This window comes from Vogesella sp. AC12 (assembly GCF_024437575.1).
In the GTDB taxonomy this organism is placed as follows: Bacteria; Pseudomonadota; Gammaproteobacteria; order Burkholderiales; family Chromobacteriaceae; genus Vogesella; species Vogesella indigofera.
Map to the genome: position 1 here is coordinate 34,762 of NZ_JANFNU010000002.1, position 17,386 is coordinate 52,147.

General features: G+C 67.5%; 15 protein-coding genes. 10 read left to right on the top strand and 5 right to left on the bottom strand.

The annotated features are described in order from the left end of the window. Positions 1–39: 39 nt before the first annotated feature. Positions 40–945, top strand: a complete 906-nt coding sequence (locus tag NOM55_RS04010) for a DMT family transporter (RefSeq protein WP_255907603.1) — start codon at positions 40–42, stop codon at positions 943–945. Positions 946–1,165: 220 nt separating this feature from the next. Here NOM55_RS04010 and NOM55_RS04015 read toward each other — a convergent pair whose 3' ends face one another. Next, the gene (locus NOM55_RS04015; RefSeq protein WP_255907604.1) at positions 1,166–2,233 is read right to left on the bottom strand and encodes a glycosyltransferase family 1 protein; all 1,068 of its coding nucleotides are present in this window, start codon (positions 2,231–2,233) and stop codon (positions 1,166–1,168) included. After that, positions 2,221–3,042, bottom strand: a complete 822-nt coding sequence (locus NOM55_RS04020; protein WP_255907605.1) for a UDP-2,3-diacylglucosamine diphosphatase — start codon at positions 3,040–3,042, stop codon at positions 2,221–2,223. The genes NOM55_RS04015 and NOM55_RS04020 overlap by 13 nt, the downstream gene beginning before the upstream one ends. A 290-nt stretch (positions 3,043–3,332) precedes the next feature. Between NOM55_RS04020 and NOM55_RS04025 the strand changes: the two genes are divergently transcribed. The 6 genes from NOM55_RS04025 to NOM55_RS04050 all read left to right on the top strand — a co-directional run bounded on the left by NOM55_RS04025 (position 3,333) and on the right by NOM55_RS04050 (position 8,710). Next, entirely contained in the window at positions 3,333–4,982 is a 1,650-nt protein-coding gene (locus NOM55_RS04025) for a phosphoethanolamine transferase (protein WP_255907606.1), read from the top strand. Position 4,983: 1 nt separating this feature from the next. Next, on the top strand, positions 4,984–5,721 hold the full coding sequence (locus tag NOM55_RS04030) for a phosphatase PAP2 family protein (protein WP_255907607.1): 738 nt from the start codon (positions 4,984–4,986) through the stop codon (positions 5,719–5,721). Positions 5,722–5,783: 62 nt separating this feature from the next. After that, the gene (locus tag NOM55_RS04035) at positions 5,784–6,053 is read left to right on the top strand and encodes a PepSY domain-containing protein (RefSeq protein WP_255907609.1); all 270 of its coding nucleotides are present in this window, start codon (positions 5,784–5,786) and stop codon (positions 6,051–6,053) included. 120 nt (positions 6,054–6,173) lie between these two features. Then, positions 6,174–6,710, top strand: a complete 537-nt coding sequence (locus NOM55_RS04040) for a cytochrome b/b6 domain-containing protein (protein WP_255907610.1) — start codon at positions 6,174–6,176, stop codon at positions 6,708–6,710. A 42-nt stretch (positions 6,711–6,752) separates the two neighbouring features. Beyond that, positions 6,753–7,415, top strand: a complete 663-nt coding sequence (locus tag NOM55_RS04045) for a response regulator (protein WP_255907611.1) — start codon at positions 6,753–6,755, stop codon at positions 7,413–7,415. Then, complete coding sequence (locus NOM55_RS04050; RefSeq protein ID WP_255907612.1) at positions 7,412–8,710, top strand: ATP-binding protein; 1,299 nt, start codon at positions 7,412–7,414, stop codon at positions 8,708–8,710. Before NOM55_RS04045 ends, NOM55_RS04050 begins: the two co-directional genes overlap by 4 nt. A 185-nt stretch (positions 8,711–8,895) precedes the next feature. On the opposite strand, the gene NOM55_RS04055 is transcribed toward NOM55_RS04050, so the two are convergent. Together NOM55_RS04055 and NOM55_RS04060 are read right to left on the bottom strand one after the other, a co-directional pair. After that, positions 8,896–10,074: a nitronate monooxygenase family protein gene (locus NOM55_RS04055; protein WP_047966554.1), complete on the bottom strand. Its 1,179-nt coding sequence runs from the start codon at positions 10,072–10,074 to the stop codon at positions 8,896–8,898. A 66-nt stretch (positions 10,075–10,140) separates the two neighbouring features. Continuing rightward, on the bottom strand, positions 10,141–10,515 hold the full coding sequence (locus tag NOM55_RS04060) for a hypothetical protein (protein ID WP_255907614.1): 375 nt from the start codon (positions 10,513–10,515) through the stop codon (positions 10,141–10,143). A 90-nt stretch (positions 10,516–10,605) separates the two neighbouring features. Here NOM55_RS04060 and NOM55_RS04065 point away from each other — a divergent pair, with 90 nt between their 5' ends. After that, positions 10,606–11,571, top strand: a complete 966-nt coding sequence (locus tag NOM55_RS04065) for a LysR family transcriptional regulator (protein WP_047966553.1) — start codon at positions 10,606–10,608, stop codon at positions 11,569–11,571. 148 nt (positions 11,572–11,719) lie between these two features. After that, positions 11,720–13,006 (top strand): FAD-binding oxidoreductase, encoded by a 1,287-nt coding sequence (locus NOM55_RS04070; protein ID WP_255907615.1) that lies wholly within the window; start codon positions 11,720–11,722, stop codon positions 13,004–13,006. Positions 13,007–13,273: 267 nt separating this feature from the next. Here the strand turns inward: NOM55_RS04070 and NOM55_RS04075 are convergent, their stop codons facing one another. Then, positions 13,274–13,651, bottom strand: coding sequence for a SirB2 family protein (locus tag NOM55_RS04075; protein WP_255907617.1), 378 nt, complete (start codon positions 13,649–13,651; stop codon positions 13,274–13,276). A 111-nt stretch (positions 13,652–13,762) separates the two neighbouring features. Between NOM55_RS04075 and recC the strand changes: the two genes are divergently transcribed. Continuing rightward, positions 13,763–16,939: an exodeoxyribonuclease V subunit gamma gene (gene recC, locus NOM55_RS04080; RefSeq protein WP_255907618.1), complete on the top strand. Its 3,177-nt coding sequence runs from the start codon at positions 13,763–13,765 to the stop codon at positions 16,937–16,939. Positions 16,940–17,386 lie beyond the last annotated feature (447 nt).

The window sequence follows — 17,386 nt, forward strand, 5'->3', positions numbered from 1 at the left end:
CACAAAACCGAGCCACCACCCTACACGCGAGCCTTGCCCATGTCCACCGTTGCCCTGTCTGCCGCACCCGCGGCCCACCGTTCCTGGCTGCCCGACCTGTCGCTGGTCGGCGTCACCCTGATCTGGGGCGGCACCTTCCTCGCGGTACAGACCGCGCTGCAGTGGAGCGGCGCCTTCGTCTTTGTCGGCATGCGCTTTGCCGTCGCCGCCTTGCTGGCGCTGCTGCTGTGCCGCCGCCAGCTGGCCGGCCTCAACCGCACCGAGCTGCTGGGTGGCATCGGCATCGGCGTGATCCTGTATTTCAGCTACAACCTGCAGACGCTGGGGCTGGGCCACATCGCCAGCAGCACCTCGGCCTTCCTCACCGGCCTGTACGTGCCGCTGGTGCCGCTGCTGCAGTGGGGGCTGTTCCGCCAGCGCCCGGGCTGGCTGGCGTGGGTGGGGGTGGCGCTGGCCTTTGCCGGCCTGCTGCTCCTGGCCGGGGTGGACGGGCTGAGTATCAAGCTGGGCTTGGGCGAGTGGCTGACCATCGCCGCCACCGCCACCATCGCGCTGGAAATCTGCCTGCTCAGCCGCTTTGCCGCCGGCTGCAACGCCGGGCGCATGGCGCTGGTGCAGCTGGCGACGGTGGCGCTGCTGTCTCTGTTGTCGGCGCCGCTGGCGGGCGAGGCGCTGCCGCAGTGGCAGCCGCTGTTGCTGGCGAGCGTGCTGGCGCTGGGCGCCGCCACCGCGCTGATCCAGATCGTGATGAACTGGGCGCAGCAGACGGTGCCGGCCACCCGTGCCACCATCATTTACGCGATGGAACCGGTGTGGGGCGGGCTGATCGGCTGGCTGGCCGGCGAGGCGATGGGCGCCGGCAAGGTCGGCGGCGCGGCGCTGATCGTGGCCAGCGTGCTCTTGAGCCAGCTCAGCGCGCACAAGGCGACGCACGCGCCGGCCTGATCCTTAGGACCTGTTCACGATCTGCTGCGACTTGCTCGCAATGGGGCGATACGGCGTTAAAAACGGCTTCGGCATGCTTGTTTGAATCTGGCTACACGCCGCTTCCTCAGCCGTTTTCGCCTTGTCTCGCGTGAGCGTGCGGGATCGTGAACACGTTCTGACGATGCAAAACACTGCGGCCAACCTTGCCCAAGGTTGGCCGCAGTGTTTTGTGCCGCGTTCAGCGGCCGCCGCCGGGGGTGAAGGCCATGCCTTCCTGCTCGCCCAGCGGGCGCGGGCAGAGGTGGGATTCGAACTGCCGCGTCGCCGCCGTCCACGAGTAGCCCTCGGCCACGCGGCGCACCTGGTCGCGGTCCAGCATCAGCGCCTGCAGGCAGGCGGTGCGCAGGTCCTGGTGCAGCACGCCGCCACCGCTGGCTCCGACCACGTCCAGCGGGCCGGCCACCGGGTAGGCCGCCACCGGCGTGCCGCAGGCCATCGCCTCCAGCAGCACCAGGCCGAAGGTGTCGGTCAGGCTGGGGAACACGAACACGTCGCCGGCGCGGTAGAAGCGCGCCAGCTCGTGCTGCGGGAACACGCCGGCGAAGTAGACCTCCGGATATTTGGCCTTCAGCTCGGCCAGCTGCGGCCCCTCGCCGACCACCCACTTGCTGCCGGGCAGGTCCAGTTTGAGAAAGGCCTCGATGTTCTTCTCCACCGCCACGCGGCCGATGTAGAGGAAGCGCGGCTGCGCGGTGTCCAGCCGTTCGCGCTCGCCGGGGCTGAACAGGCGGGTGTCGACGCCGCGGCTCCACAGCACCACGTTGTGAAAGCCGCGTGCCTTGAGGTCGGCGACGATGGCCGGCGTTGGCGCCATCACCGCCTGCGCGCGGTTGTGGAAGCGGCGCATCCACGCGTAGCTGATGGCCAGCGGCAGCCGGGTGCGGGCGTGGATGTATTCCGGAAAACGGGTGTGGTAGGCGGTGGTGAATGGCTGGCCGTGGCGGCGGCACCAGCTCTGCGCGGCGAGGCCCAGCGGGCCTTCGGTGGCGATGTGCACCGCGTGCGGGCTGAATGCGGCCAACCTTTGCGCGACCTTGCGGTAGGGGAACAGCGACAGGCGGATGTCGGGGTAGGTCGGGCAGGGCAGGGTGGCGAAGCCGTCGCCGTCGTCCGTCTCGCCGCCCAGCGGGGTGATCAGGGCCACCTGGTGGCCGAAGCCGCGCAGCTCGCGCACGGTTTCGGTGATGCTGCGGACCACGCCGTTGACCTGTGGCAGCCAGGCGTCGCTGATGATCATGATGCGCATGTTTCGGCCTCTGTGTTGAGCTGGGGTTGTGCGGCAAGGTTGGCCGCAATGCTCTGCGGGATGGTGTCGCCGGCCTGCTGCGTCCAGTGCACGATCTCAAGCCGGCCGTCGTGGTGCTCCACCAGCGCCGACAGGCTTTCCACCCAGTCGCCGCAGTTGCCGTACACGATGCCGTCGATGTCCTTCACCTCCGCCTTGTGGATGTGGCCGCAGACCACGCCGTCGAAACCGCGGCGGCGCGCCTCGGCGGCGAGGATGTGCTCGAAGTCGCTGATGAAGTTCACCGCGTTCTTCACCTTGTGTTTCAGGTATTGCGACAGCGACCAGTACGGCCGCCCCAGCTTGTGGCGCAGCCAGTTGTAGTGGCGGTTGAGGCCGAGGATCAGCGTGTACAGGCTGTCGCCGACGTAGGCCAGCCACTTGGCGTGCTGGATCACGCCGTCGAACTCGTCGCCGTGGATGACCAAGAGCCGTTTGCCATCGGCGGTGTGGTGCTCGGCCTCGCTGCGGATGGCGATGCCGCCGAAATCCAGCCCGGCGTACTGCCGCGCCGCCTCGTCGTGGTTGCCGGGCACGTAGATCACCCGCGTGCCCTTGCGCGCCTTGCGCAGCACCTTCTGCACCACGTCGTTGTGGCCCTGCTTCCAGTACCACGATTTCTTCAGCTGCCAGCCGTCGATGATGTCGCCGACCAGGTACAGGGTGTCGGAGTCGTGGTGGCGCAGGAAGTCGAGCAGGAAGGCGGCCTGGCAGCCGGCGGTGCCGAGGTGGACATCGGAAATCCAGATGGTGCGGTAGCGCTGGTTCATCGCGTGCTCCGGCGGGGGCAGATGCGCCGATGGTGGCGCAGCGATGTGACAGGCGGATGTGGCGGCGATGACGATACGGTGACGTGGCTAAAAGCCGCTAACAAAAACCCTGATCCTGCGTTGCGCCTCCTTGTCGTACTACTTGTACTGCCTGCGTCGGCGCGCCTTGGCTCAGGTGCTCTGCGAGGTTTTGTTAGCGACTCTAAGGCTGGCTTAAGGCTGGCCTGTTTTCATCGGCACCAGGATGAGCGGGCGTGCCTGCTCCGAAACCCGTTGCCGAGAGACCCCGCATGAAGCTTCTGTCCCGTCCGCTGCGCGCCGAATGGCTGGCGCTGCTCATGGCGCTGCTGTTCGTCACCCTGTTCAACCTGCCGTTCTGGCGCCACCTGCTGCAGATCATGGCGCCGCTGGACGGCCAGGACCTGCGCATGCTGCTGCTGGCCTTCGTGTTCGTTACCGCCTTTTTCACCCTGTTGCTGCTGTTGCTGCTGTGGCCGAAGATCGCCAAGCCGCTGCTGACGCTGCTATTGCTGCTCACCGCCGCGGTCAGCTATTTCATGAACCAGTACGGGGTGCTGATCGACAGCGACATGGTGCGCAACGCGCTGCAGACCGACGTGGCCGAGGCCGGCGACCTGCTGACCGTGAAAATGGCGCTGACCGTGCTGCTGCTCGGCGGCCTGCCGTCGTGGTGGCTGTGGCGCACGCCGCTGCGCTTTCGCGCCGCGCTGCCGGAGCTGGGCGTGCGCGCGCTGGCGCTGCTGCTCAGCGGCGCGGTGCTGCTGCTGGTGGCGCTGGGCGCCTATCAGGACTTCGCCTCGCTGTTTCGCAACCACCGCGAGCTGCGGCTGGAGCTGACGCCGAGCAACTACCTGCAGGCCACCAGTTCCTACCTGCGCAAGGTCAACGCCACGCCGCAGCCGCTGCTGCGCATCGGTGGCGATGCGCGTCGCGATGCGACTGCCGGCGCCAAGCCGCGGCTGCTGGTGCTGGTGGTCGGCGAGACCGCCCGCGCCGACCATTTCTCGCTCAACGGCTACCCGCGGCCGACCAACCCGCAGCTGGCCAAGGTGGCGGGGCTGGTCAACTTCCCTGATGTCTGGTCCTGCGGCACCGAAACCGCGATTTCGGTGCCGTGCATGTTCTCGTCGCGGCCGCGCGACAGCTTCGACGCCGAGGAGGCACGCCACCGCGAAAACCTGCTCGACGTGCTGGCCCACGCCGGGGTGCAGGTCAGCTGGCGCGACAACAATTCCGGCTGCAAGGAGGTGTGCAAGCGCGTGGCCAGCAGCATGCTGTACGACAGCAACGATCCGCGCTTCTGCAGCGGCGGCGAGTGTCACGACGCGATCCTGCTCGACAGCCTGGCGGCCCGGCTGCAGAACCTGCGCGGTGACAGCGTGCTGGTGCTGCACCAGAAGGGCAGCCACGGCCCGGCCTACTACAAGCGCTACCCGGCGGCGTTCGCCCGCTTCGGCCCAGTGTGCGAAACCGGCGAGCTGCAAAAATGCAGCCGCGAGCAGATCGTCAACGCCTTCGACAACACCATCGTCTATACCGACCAGGTGCTGGCGCAGCTGATCGCCACGCTGCAGGCGGCGCCGCAGGTGGCCAGCAGCATGCTGTACCTGTCCGATCACGGCGAATCACTGGGCGAGAACAATCTCTACCTGCACGCCACGCCCTACCTGATCGCGCCGGACGCGCAGAAGCACGTGCCGATGCTGGCGTGGTTCTCGCCGCAGTGGCAGCAGGACAGCGGGCTGTCCGGCAGCTGCCTGCAGGCGACCAGCAAGCAACGCTACAGCCATGACAACCTGTTTCACAGCGTGCTGGGGCTGATGGCGGTGCGCACCGCGCTGTACCAGCCGGCGCTGGACATCTTCGCCGCCTGCCGCGCGCCGCTGACGGCCGCGGCGCCGGCGGCTCTGGGCGCCTGAGATGGCGGCGCCAAGGTTGGCCGCAACGGCCGCCGGCCTGCCCGCCACCTTCTACGCGCGGCAGCTGCTGTGGCTGCTGCTGCTCGGCGCCGTGCTGTGGTGGCTGGAGGCGGGTACCCGTCTCGATGTCACGCTGGCGCAGTGGTTCTTCGATCCACTCAGCCAGCGCTTTCCGCTGCAGCACAGCCTGTGGCTGGAGTGGCTCAACCACCGCCTGCCGAAGTACGCGCTGATCGCCACCAGCGGCGGGTTGGCGCTGCGTGCCGTGCGGCGGCGCGAGGTGCGCCTGGGTTACGCGGTGCTGGTGATGTGGCTGGCGACGCTGGCGGTGTCGCTGCTGAAGGCGCACAGCGCGCACTCCTGCCCGTGGGACCTGCAGGCCTTCGGCGGCAGCGGCGAGTGGTTCGCGCTGTTCGGCGCGGTGGCGGCCAACCCCGGCCCGGGGCAGTGCTTCCCCGGCGGCCACGCCTCCGGCGGCTTTGCGCTGCTGGCGCTGTTTTTCTACTGGCGGCCGCACGCGCCGCGGCGGGCACGGCAGGCGGCGGTCGCCGCGCTGGCGCTGGGCCTGCTGATGGGGCTGGGGCAGATGGCGCGCGGCGCGCACTTCCTGTCGCACAACCTGTGGAGCGGCTGGGTGGTGTGGCTGGTGGCGGTGCTGCTGTTTGCCGCCTTCGACCTGGGTCGTGCCGCCAGCACCACAAAAAGTACCGGCCAGTTACCCGGCATAAGCGGCGCTTAAGCTTGCCTTGCTTTAATGAAGCTGTACCTGCGCTGTTGCAGGCTTTGACCAGGAGCGTAACGATGAAAAAACTGCTTGCTGTGGCCCTGATGGCCGCTTTTGCTTCCTCTGCCGCCTTTGCCGGTGCCGAATGCGCGGCCCAGCCGAAAGACAAGTGGCAGAAAGAAGCCGACTTCCAGAAACAGCTGACGGCGCAGGGTTACCAGATCAAGAAGTTCAAGGTGTCCGGCAACTGCTACGAAATCTACGGCAAGAACAAGCAGGGCCAGAAAGTGGAGATCTACTTCGATCCGGTCTCCGGCAAGACCGTGAAGAGCGAAATCGACGATTGAGCCGTCGCGCGGCCGCGGCGCTCGCCGCCGCCGGCCATGTCTGTGCCGCGGTGATGCCGCGACTGCCCGCGGGGCAGGGCTGTGGCCCTGTCCCGTACTGTTTTTACAAGGAGTATTGCCATGACGCCAACTGCCTTACCCCGTCAGGAAAAAGTGTGGGACATCGTGGTCCGCCTGTTCCACTGGAGCCTGGTCGCCTGTGTGCTGGCCAATCTGCTGTTGCTGGAAGAGGGCGATCCGCCGCACCGCTGGGCCGGCTATATCGCGCTGGGCCTGATCGTGCTGCGCCTGGTGTGGGGCTTTGTCGGCAGCCGGCATGCCCGCTTCGCCAACTTCTTCCCGACCCCGAGCCGTCTCAAGGCGCACCTGGGGGCGGTGAAGCAAGGCCAGCATCCGCAGACGGTGGGGCATAACCCGCTGGGCGCACTGATGATGTTCGCGCTGATGGGCCTGGTGCTGTCCCTCGGCGTCAGCGGTTACCTGATGGGCACCGACCAGTTCTGGGGCGAGGAGTGGCTGGAAGAAGTGCACGAGGCGCTGGCGACCCTGCTGCAGGTCGCGGTGCTGCTGCACGTTGCCGCCGCGCTGCTGATGAGCCGCATCGAGCGGGTGAATCTGGTTCGTGCGATGATTACCGGCATCAAGACGTGGCGCTGAGCCGCGGCAATCGGCAACGGTAAACGGGCAACGGGATCAGGCATGCGGGTATTGATAATCGAAGATGACGAACTGATCGGCGACGGGCTGCAGGCCGGGCTGTCGGCGCTGGGCTTTGCCTGCGACTGGCTGCGCGACGGCAAGCAGGGGCTGGCCGGCATCGGCGCCGCGCCCTACGACGCGGTGGTGCTGGACCTCGGCCTGCCCGGCATGGACGGGCTGGCGGTGCTGGCGGCGTGGCGGCGCAGCGGCCGCAGCGAACCGGTGCTGCTGCTCACCGCCCGCGACGCGGTGGACGACCGCATCCGCGGCCTCGATAGCGGCGCCGACGACTACCTGGTGAAGCCGTTTGCGCTGGGCGAGGTGGCGGCGCGGCTGCGCGCGCTGGTGCGGCGCCACAGTGGTCACAGCACGCCGCTGCTGCAGCACGGCCGCGTCAGCTTTGACCCGGCGGCGCGGCGGGCGACGCTGGACGGCGCCGCGGTGGAACTCAGCGCGCGCGAGCTGGCGCTGCTGGAGCTGCTGCTGGGCAACAAGGGCCGCGTGCTGCGCCGTGAACAGATCGAGGAAAAGCTGTACGACTGGGCGCACGAGGTGGAGAGCAACGCCATCGAGGTGCACGTGCACCATCTGCGCAAGAAGCTGGGCAGCGACTTCATCAAGACGCGGCGCGGCATCGGCTACACCCTCGGGGACGAGGCATGAGCTACAGCCTGCGCGGCACGCTGATCAGGAGCCTGCTCAAGGTGGTGACGCCGCTGTGGCTGGTGGCCTGCGCGCTGCTGGCCTTCCACGCCTGGCACGAGGTCAACGAGCTGTACGAGGAACAGCAGACGCTGTTCGCGCGCCAGCTGTACGGCACGCTGTCGACGCTGGGCGCGCGCAACGAGCCGCAGCTGCCGCAGGTCGGCGATAGCGACCACCAGGCGGTGGCGGCGTGGAACCGGGGCGGCCAGCTGCTGCTGGTCGACAGCGACGGCCTGGAGCTGGATGCCCGTCCCGGCTACACCGGTTTTGCCAGCCTGCGCCAGCACGACGAGGACTGGCGCGTCTACTACCTGTCCGGTGAAGCCGGCAGCGTGGCGGTGGCGCAGGAGATGTCCGAGCGCTGGGAGATGATAGGCGGGCTGCTGCTGACGCAGGGGCTGCTGTGGCTGCTGCTGCTGCCGTTTGCGCTGCTGGCCTTGTGGTGGGCGGTGGGGCGTGGCCTCGCGCCGCTGGCGCACATCCGGGAGCAGCTGCAGCAGCGCGCGCCGGACGATGCCACGCCGCTGCCGCGCGAGGTGCCCAGCGAGCTGCACACCCTGATCGACGCGATGAATGATCTGATCGAGCGTGTGGCGCAGACCCTGCAGCGCGAACGGCGCTTTACCGCCGACGCCGCCCACGAGCTGCGCAGCCCGCTGGCGGCGATGCGGGTGCAGGCCGAGGTGGCGCAGCTGGTGCAGGATCCGGTGCTGCGCGAGCGGGCGCTGCAGCAGCTGATGAGCGGCGTCGACCGCAGCAGCCACCTGCTGGCGCAACTCCTGGCGCTGTCGCGGGTGGAGGCGGCCGAGCAGCAGCACGAGGCGCTGGACTGGCCGCTGTTGCTGCAGGAGCTGGGCGAGGCGGTGTCCGGGCTGGCCGCCAGCCACCACGTCACCCTGCAGCTGCCGCCGGCCGGGCACACGCAATGGCCGCTGCAACACGGCGACCGCACCCTGCTGCTGCTGATGCTGCGCAATTTGCTGGACAACGCCATCCGCTATGGCGGCGGCACCGTCAGCCTTGAGGCCGACGCCACGCGGATCAGCGTCAGCGACGAAGGCGAGGGCGTGGCGGAGGCCTTGCTGGACAAGGTGCGCGAGCGCTTCTACCGGCCGCCGGGACAGCAGCAGACCGGCAGCGGTCTCGGCCTGTCCATCGTGGAGCGCATCGCCGCGCTGCACGGCCTGCAACTGAGCCTGCACAACCGCGCCGGAGGCGGCCTGCAGGCGGTGCTGAGCCGCAGCCATGGCTAGCGCATGCGGCCAACGTTGGCCGCATGTCGGCCCGGAAGCGGTTCAAGGCCTGCGGCAACGGGTTTCAATGGGGTGAGACGATGTTAAAAACGACTGCGGCATGCGTGTTTATCGCTGGATAAACACCGCTGCCGCAGTCGTTTTTGCTTGGTCTCGCGTCAGCGCGCGAGACCAGGAAGCTGTGCTCAGGCGCCGCGCAGGTCGAGCGGTTTTTCGCCGGTGAGGAAGTAGTGGATGGTCTCGCGCGCGCTCTTGATCGCATCGCCGAAGGGCAGCGGCTCGGCGCCGCGGAAGAACAGCCCCTTGCTGGTTTCGCCGCGGAAGGCGGCCGCCAGCTTGAGGTCGATGCAGAACTGGCCGACCTTGGACAGGCCGTCGCGCAGGCCGCACACCGTCAGGCAGTTCAGCGCCTGGGTGCAGCGTGCCGGATCGGCCTTGGCGTTGGCCTGCAGCTTGTCCTCGCGCTTGAGGTAGCTCTTCAGGAACGGGGTCAGGATGCCGCGCGCCGGCAGGCCGGCCACCGACATGAACTCGACGATGTCTTCGCGCGTGGCACCGGCCAGCGTGCGCTTGAAGTTGATATGCGCGTCGCCGTCGCTGGTGACGGCGAAGGCGGTGCCGATCTGCACGCCGCTGGCGCCGTACTGCTGCAGGTAGGTCTGCACCTTTTCATGGCTGTTGACGCCGCCGGCGACGATCAGCGGAATGCGTTCGCGCTCCAGCCCCAGGCCCTTGAACAGCTCGAAGCTTTCTTCCAGCACACGGGCAAAGTCGAACTTGGCATCGCCAACCCCGGCGATGCTGGCGGCGCCGAGGTGGCCGCCGGCGTGGTTGGGATGCTCGATCACGATCGCGTCCGGCAGCCGCCCCTTCTTCATCCAGCGCTTGAGCACGATGCCGATGCCGCGCGATTCCGACAGGATCGGGATCAGCGCCACCTCGGGGTGGTTGCTGGCCATCTCCGGCAGGTCCAGCGGCAGGCCGGCGCCCATCACCACCGCATGCGCGCCGGACTCGCAGGCCTGGCGCACCAGCGCGGCGTGGTCGTCCACCGCCTTCATGATGTTGACCGCCACCATGCCGTGACCGTCGGCGCGTTGCAGCGCGCCCTTCACCTCGCGATCGAGCGCGATGCGGTTGAGGCGGTTGATGCCGTCCTGGCCCTCGAGGTTGGCCGCATCGGCCAGCAGGTCGTCGTGCAGGTGACGCAGGTCGACGCTGGCCACGGTGCCGACACCGCCTTCACGCGCCACGGCACCGGCCAGTTGTTTGGCGGAAATGCCGACACCCATCCCGCCTTGCACGATAGGCAACAGGCTGCGGCCGCGAATTACGAGCGGGGAAAAGGCATGGGGGCGGGACATGGCAAACTTTCTGTTGGGCAAAGGAACGATTGTGGCGGCAAGGGCGTGCGCCAGCGTTGACGTGGGTCAAGCGGCCTTGGCGGCCGGGCGGGTGGTGGCGCGCTTCGCCGGCGGCAGTGTTGTATTCCCGCCGCAGGCAATGACAAATGCGAGAAACATCGCGGCGTCTGGGCGCAGGCCGCTGTTGCCCGCATTTAGGGCGCCGATTCCGGGCATTTCTCTGTCATTACCGCCGTTTTCGTCATATTTTGCTGCTGACGGGCACTTTTGCAGGCGCCGAAAGCCACAGCAAGGCCATTGCAGGCCGCCTTGGCTTGCCAATTGCATGAAATGCTGGTCATTCGCGCACAAATTCGACACAAAACTGGTAGGAATGGGACTTATCATATTTAATGGAAAATAAGGAAATAGCTTTAACAGAATCGCTGTTTCGCTTATCATCTTTCAAAGTGTTTTGTTAATCGCCGGTTTCTTTTGTGGTGTCTCTTGTTAAATGTGTGGCGCCGCCGGCCTCAATGATTGAATCGAGCTATGGATACCTTGAAAGCATTAATGGTCTTCATGACCACTGCTGAGAATGGCAGCTTTTCCGATGCCGCCCGCAAACTGGGCGTGTCGCCTGCCGCGGTCAGCCAGAGTATTGCCAGGCTCGAACAGGAACTGGAGGTGCGGCTGTTCAACCGCACCACGCGCCAGCTGACGCTGACCGAGGACGGTCGCCGTTTCTACTCGCAGTGCCGCGGCCCGGTCAACAACCTGGACTCCGCGATCAACCAGCTCAAGGCCAGCCGCGACGAGCCGGCCGGCCACCTGCGCATCAGCCTGCCCAATGCCTTCGGCCGCCGCTTCATCCTGCCGCTGATGGAAGAATTCTGCAGCCGTTACCCGAAGATCCGCGTGTTCTTCGGCATGGGCGACCACTTCAGCGACCTGATCGAGGACGGCTACGATGTCGGCGTCCGCGTCGGCATGATGCCGGACAGCCGCATGGTGGCGCGCCACCTGGCGCACATCCCGCAGTACGTGGTCGCCGCGCCGGAATACTGGGAAGCGCACGGCAAGCCGCACATCCCGGAAGACCTGTCCTCGCACGACTGCATCAATTTCCAGTTCCCGACCTCCGGCCGGCTGTACAAGTGGGAATTCGAGCGTGACGGCGAGCGCATTCCGCTGGAAGTCGGCGGCACCTACACCGCCAACGATGTCGACGGCGTGCGCGAACTGGCGCGCCTTGGCCTGGGCGTCGCACAGCTGCCGGGGCACGAGATCCTGAATGACGTGCGCACCGGCAAGCTGCAGGTGGTGCTCACCGATTTCGTGTCGATGGAGCGTTCGATCTACATCTGCTTCCCGCACCGCGACCACATCGCGCCGCGCACGCGGGTGTTCGTCGATTTCGTGGTGGAAAAGCTGCTCGACCACCCGGACATCATCGCCGAGCTGCCCGGTGTCGACCTGTCGCAAAAGCGCGAAGTGCTGCGGCAGACCATCCTGTAAGCACGCACAAGCCCGGGCAACCGGGCTTTTTTTTGCAGTGCAATGTTTAACATATTAGACATTTTTGCGGCGCTATCTGATAATCAAGCCAGATTGAGCGCCGCCCGTGGCGGCCCTGTTTAAAAAATGCAGTATCGAGGACTCCGCCATGAGCCAGACCACCGAACACACCCGCTCCTATTACGCCTACTCCGCCAACCCGTCGCCGCAGCGGCCGGCGCTGCAGGGCAGCCAGCAGGCTGACGTCTGCGTCATCGGCGCCGGCTACACCGGCCTGTCCACCGCGCTGCACCTCGCCGAAGCCGGCTTCAAGGTGATCGTGCTGGAAGCGGCGCGCGTCGGCTGGGGCGCCTCCGGCCGCAACGGCGGCCAGATCGTCAACAGCTACAGCCGCGACATGGACGTGATCGAGGCGCGCCACGGCAAGGACGCCGCGCGCAAGCTGGGCGCGATGGCGTTCGAGGGCGGCAAGATCATCCGCGAGCGCATCGCCAAGTACGGCATCCAGTGTGACCTGAAGGACGGCAACGTGTTCGCCGCCTTTACCGACAAGCAGCTGGACGAGCTGGAAGCGAAAAAGCGGCTGTGGGAAAGCTACGGCCACAGCGGCATCGAGATGATCGACAAGGCCGGCATGGCGCGCATCGTTGATTCCGGCCAGTACGCCGGCGCGCTGCTCGACCACTGGGGCGGCCACATCCACCCGCTGAACCTGGCGCTGGGCGAGGCGGCGGCGTTCGAATCGCTGGGCGGCCAGATTTTCGAGCAGTCGGCGGTGACCGACCTCAAGCGCGGCGAGGTGGCGGTGGTGAAAACCGCAGAGGGCCAGGTCAGCGCCCGCTTCGTGGTGGTGGCCGGCAATGCCTACCTCGGCGACCTGATCCCGAAACTGGCGGAAAAGAGCCTGCCGTGCGGCACCCAGGTGGTGACCACCGAGCGGCTGGACCCCAAGCTGGCCAAATCGCTGCTGCCGGGCGACCACTGCGTGGAAGACTGCAACTTCCTGCTCGACTACTACCGCCTCACCGCCGATAACCGCCTGCTGTACGGCGGCGGCACCGTGTACGGCGCGCGCGATCCGGGCGAAATCGAGAGCCTGATCCGTCCCAAGATGCTGCACACTTTCCCGCAGCTGGCCAAGGTCAAGATCGAGTTCACCTGGACCGGTAACTTCTCGCTGACGCTGTCGCGCCTGCCGCAGGTTGGCCGCATCGACAGCAACATCTACTACTCGCAGGGCTGCAGCGGCCACGGTGTCACCTTTACCCACCTTGCCGGCCGCATCCTGTCCGAGGCCATCCGCGGCCAGAGCGAGCGCTTCGACGCCTTCGCCAGCCTGCCGCACTATCCGTTCCCCGGCGGCCGCCTGCTGCGCGTGCCGATGCTGACGCTGGGCGCGTGGTGGTATGGTATGCGCGACCGCCTCGGCGTCTGAGGGCGCTTCACGATCGGCGGCGCTCCCGCGATCGTGAGCCCACCCTGAACTCCCGTTTGTTCTCCCTGCTGTCTGTTGCACCGGCCCCCGATCAGGGCCGGTTTTTTTTCGCGCTCAGAACCTGTTCAAGGTCTCGCGAGCTAGAGCGAGACAAGGCGAAAACGGCTGAGGAAGCGGAGTTTACAAGTGGTAAATGAGCATTCCGAAGCCGTTTTTAATGCCGTATCGCCCCATTGAGATCAGTCGCAGCAGACATTGAACAGGTTCTCAGAACGGCCACGCCAGCTTGGTCTTCGCCACCGCGATCATGTACAGCGGCATCGCCAGCGCGAGCGCCAGCACCACTGCGCGCCACGGCGAGCCGTGCAGTTTTTTCAGGCCGATGCTGCCCAGCGCGATATAGGCCAGCAGCGCCACGAGCTTGGCTGCCAGCCACGGCTGATTGTGCGGCGAGAAGCCGGCCAGCACCGCCAGCGTCACCCCGGCGGCGAGCAAAAAGGTATCGATCACATGCGGCGCGATGCGCAGCGCCTTGCCCTGCAGCTGTTGCGGGCAGATGTACGACAGCGCGGCGCGCACGGCGAACAGCGTCACCGACAGATAGGCCAGCCCAGCGTGGGCGTGTTTCAGTACCAGATAATCCATGCTTGATATTCCTGTGACGCGTTGCTGATTCAAAGCGGGTAATGGTAGCGGCTTTGCCCGGCGGCGGGGGTGCTAAACTTGGCACCTTGATGACTACGCCATCACCACGCCATGTCCCTGCACCTGTACCAGTCCAACCGCCTCGAAGCCCTCGGCATACTCTATCGCCACCTGACAGACACGCCGCTGGCCGATCCGTTCGCGCCGGAAGTGGTAATGGTGCAAAGCCGCGGCATGGGGCGCTGGCTGACGCTGCAGCTGGCGCGCGAGCGCGGCCTTGCGGCCAACCTTGAGTTCGTGCTGCCGGCCGGCTTCGGCTGGCGGCTGATGAAGACGGTGCTGCCCGAGCTGCCGCCCAAATCCGCCTTTGCGCCGGAGGTGCTGACCTGGCGGTTGATGGAGGTGTTGCCCACACTGCAGGGCGAGCCGTACACGCCGCTGGTGCGTTATCTGGAAGGCGGGCCGCTGGCCTGTTTCGAGCTGGCCGGCAAGATCGCCGACATCTACGACCAGTACCTGGTGTTCCGCCCGGCGTGGATCCGCGCGTGGGAGGCCGGCCAGCGCCTGGATCTGGGCGAGGACGAGGCGTGGCAGGCGGCGCTGTGGCAACAGCTGGCCGCAGACTTGCCCGGCCGCCACCGCGTCACCATGCTCGACGACTTCTTCGCCCGCCTGCGGCCGGAGCACCTGCCCGAGCGGGTGTCGGTGTTCGGCATCGCCACCCTGGCGCCGATGTACCTCGCGCTGTTGCTGCGCATGGCCGAGCTGACCGAGGTCAACGTGTTCCTGCTCAACCCGTGCGAGGCCTACTGGGGCGACATCGTCGACGCCCGCGGCCAGCTGAAGCTGTTTGCCCGTGGCGAAAGCGCCGACGGCGGCCACCCGCTGCTGGCCTCGCTGGGGCAGCAGGGGCGCGACTTCTTCGACGACATCGCCGCCGGCGTGCCGGACGCCGAGTCGATGTTCCTGCCCCCCGCCGGCGACAGCCTGCTGGCGCGGCTGCAGCGCGACATCCTGCAGCTGACGCCGCCTGCGGCCAACGTGCAGTCGCCGGCGGCGGACGACCGTTCCATCGTCTGCCACATCACCCACAGCCCGATGCGCGAGCTGGAGGTGCTGAAAGACCGCCTGCTGGCGATGCTGGTGGCCGACACGACGCTGACCCCGGCCGACATCGCGGTGCTGACGCCCGACATCAACGCCTACGCGCCCTATATCGACGCCGTGTTCGGCTACCGCAGCGACGCGCCGTCCATCCCCTACAGCATTGCCGACCGCCGCCTGACGCGCGAAGTGCCGCTGCTGGCCACCTTCGGCGCCGTGCTTGAGCTCGCCGATTCGCGCTTTGCCGCCGACGAGGTGCTGGCGCTGCTCGATTGCCGCGAGCTGCTGGCCCGCTTCGGCCTCGCCGACGAGGACGTGACCCTGCTGCGCAGCTGGGTGCGCGGCGCCGGCATCCGCTGGGGCCGCGACGCGGCGCACAAGGCGGCGCTGGGGCTGCCGGCCGAGGCCACGCACAGCTGGCGCTGGGGGCTGGACCGCCTGCTGCTGGGCACGCTGCTGCCGGCCAGCCTGGCCGGTGACGGCGAGCCGCTGTTCGGCGGCCTGCTGCCCGACGGTGCGGCGCAAGGCCAGGCCGCCGAGCGCCTGGCGCGGCTGGGCGCGCTGTTCGACACCCTGTGTGCGCTGGCCGAACGGTGGGCGCAGCCGGCCAGCGTCGCCGACTGGGCGGCGCGCCTGCGCGAGGCTGCCGCCAGCCTGTTCCAGGTGGAAGAAGACGGCGAAGCCGCGCTGCAGGTGCTGCACGGCATCGCCGACGAGCTGGCCGCCGACGCCGCGCTGGCCGCTTTTGACGGCAGCGTGCCGCTGGCGGTGGTGCGCGACGCGGTGCTGCGCCAGCTGCAAGTGGCCAGCAGCGGCGGCTTTCTCACTGGCGGGCTGACCTTCTGCGCGATGGTGCCGATGCGCTCCATCCCGTTCCGCGTGCTGTGCCTGATCGGCATGAACGACGGCGCCTACCCGCGCGACGAGCGCCCGGTCAGCTTCGACCTGGTGGCGCGCCATCCGCAAAAGGGCGACCGTTCGCGCCGCTTCGACGACCGCTACCTGTTCCTGGAGGCCATCCTCTCCGCCCGCGACACGCTGTACCTCAGCTGGGTCGGGCGCAGCGTGCGCAGCGACGAGCCGCTGCCGCCCTCGCCGCTGGTGGCCGAGCTGCTGGACACGCTGGCCGCCATGAGCGGCAGCGACATCAGCGACACCATCACCACCCGCCACCCGCTGCAGCCGTTCTCGCGCGCCTACTACCGCGCCGCCGACAGCTTCGAGCCAGTGTGGCAGCAGGCGCTGGCGGCGCCGCCGGCCGTGCCGCAGCCGTTTGCGGCCAACCTTGCGCTGCCGGAGCTGACCTCGGTACGACTGGCCGACCTGCTGCGCTTCTGGCGCAACCCCGTCCGCGCCTGGCTGGCCGACCGCCTCGGCCTGAAGCTGGAACGCATCGCCGACGAGCTGCCCACGCGCGAGCCGTTCGCCATCGACCGCGACAGCCGTGCCGACATCCGCGACACCCTGGTGCACACGCTGCTGGCGCGCCAGCCGCTGCGCCACGCCGAAGCGCGGCTGCAGGGGCGCGGCCTGCTGCCCGATGCCGCGCTGGGCGAGTCGTGGCTGGCGCTGGAGCGCGCCGCCAGCGCCCGCTTCGCCGCGCGCCTGCCGGCCACGCTGCTGGACGATACCCTGCCGCCGCAGCCGGTGCGGCTGCAGCTCGGCGACATCCTGCTCAGCGGCGAGCTGTCCGGCCTGCGCCCCGAGGGCCTGCTGCGCGTGGTGCCGCGCAAGGCCTACGCCGGCGACCTGATCGCGCTGTGGCTGGAACACCTGGTGCGCCTCGCCGCCGCCGTGCCCGGCATCGCGCCGCAATCGCAGCTGTTCGCCGAAGACGGCGTGCACAGCTTCGGCACGGATGACGGCGACGGCGCACCGCTGGATGCTGCCGGCCTGTTGCACGCCTGGCTGCTGCGCTACCGTCAGGGACAAGGCCAGCCGCTGCCGTTCTTCGCCCGCACCTCGCTGGCCTACGCCCGCGCCAAGCCGGGCCAGGAACTGGACGCCGCGCAAAACGAATGGGCGCCCGATTTCACCGGCTTCGGCCGCAGCCCGCAGCGCGACGACGCCGCCAACCTGCTGGTGTTCCGCCATCAGGAACCGCTGTCCGACCCGCTGTTCGCGCAACTGGCGGAAACGCTGCTGAAGCCGATGGTGGGCGCATTGAAGGCGGGGGAGGAGTGAGGGGAAACAGCTCATGCCCACGAAACCCACTAACAGATACGAAAGCAAAAAGAACAAAGGTTGGCCGCAAGCCATTTTCATCGCTAGCTAGGACCAGCCCGACGCACCCGATCCCGTTGATGCAAGCCGTGAAAAATGGCGCCATCCCGGAAACAAGCCGCCCCCTTTTGAGCGCAGCGGATGGGCGGCGCCGGGATGGCGGCGGTTTTTACGGGAATTCTTGCACCGTCGGGTCGCCTTTTCTTTGGGTACTTTCTTTTGGCGAAGCAAAAGAAAGTACCCCGCCGCCGCGCGGAAAGCGGCAGATAAAATCATCCGCGCAGCGGATACGCCAGACAGAACAAGGTTGGCCGCAAAACCTGTCATGGCCTGCGGCCAACCTTGATCATTGATTCGCGGTAAACGTTGGGCTTTGCAAGCTCAGCGCCAACCTACAAGCACGACGTA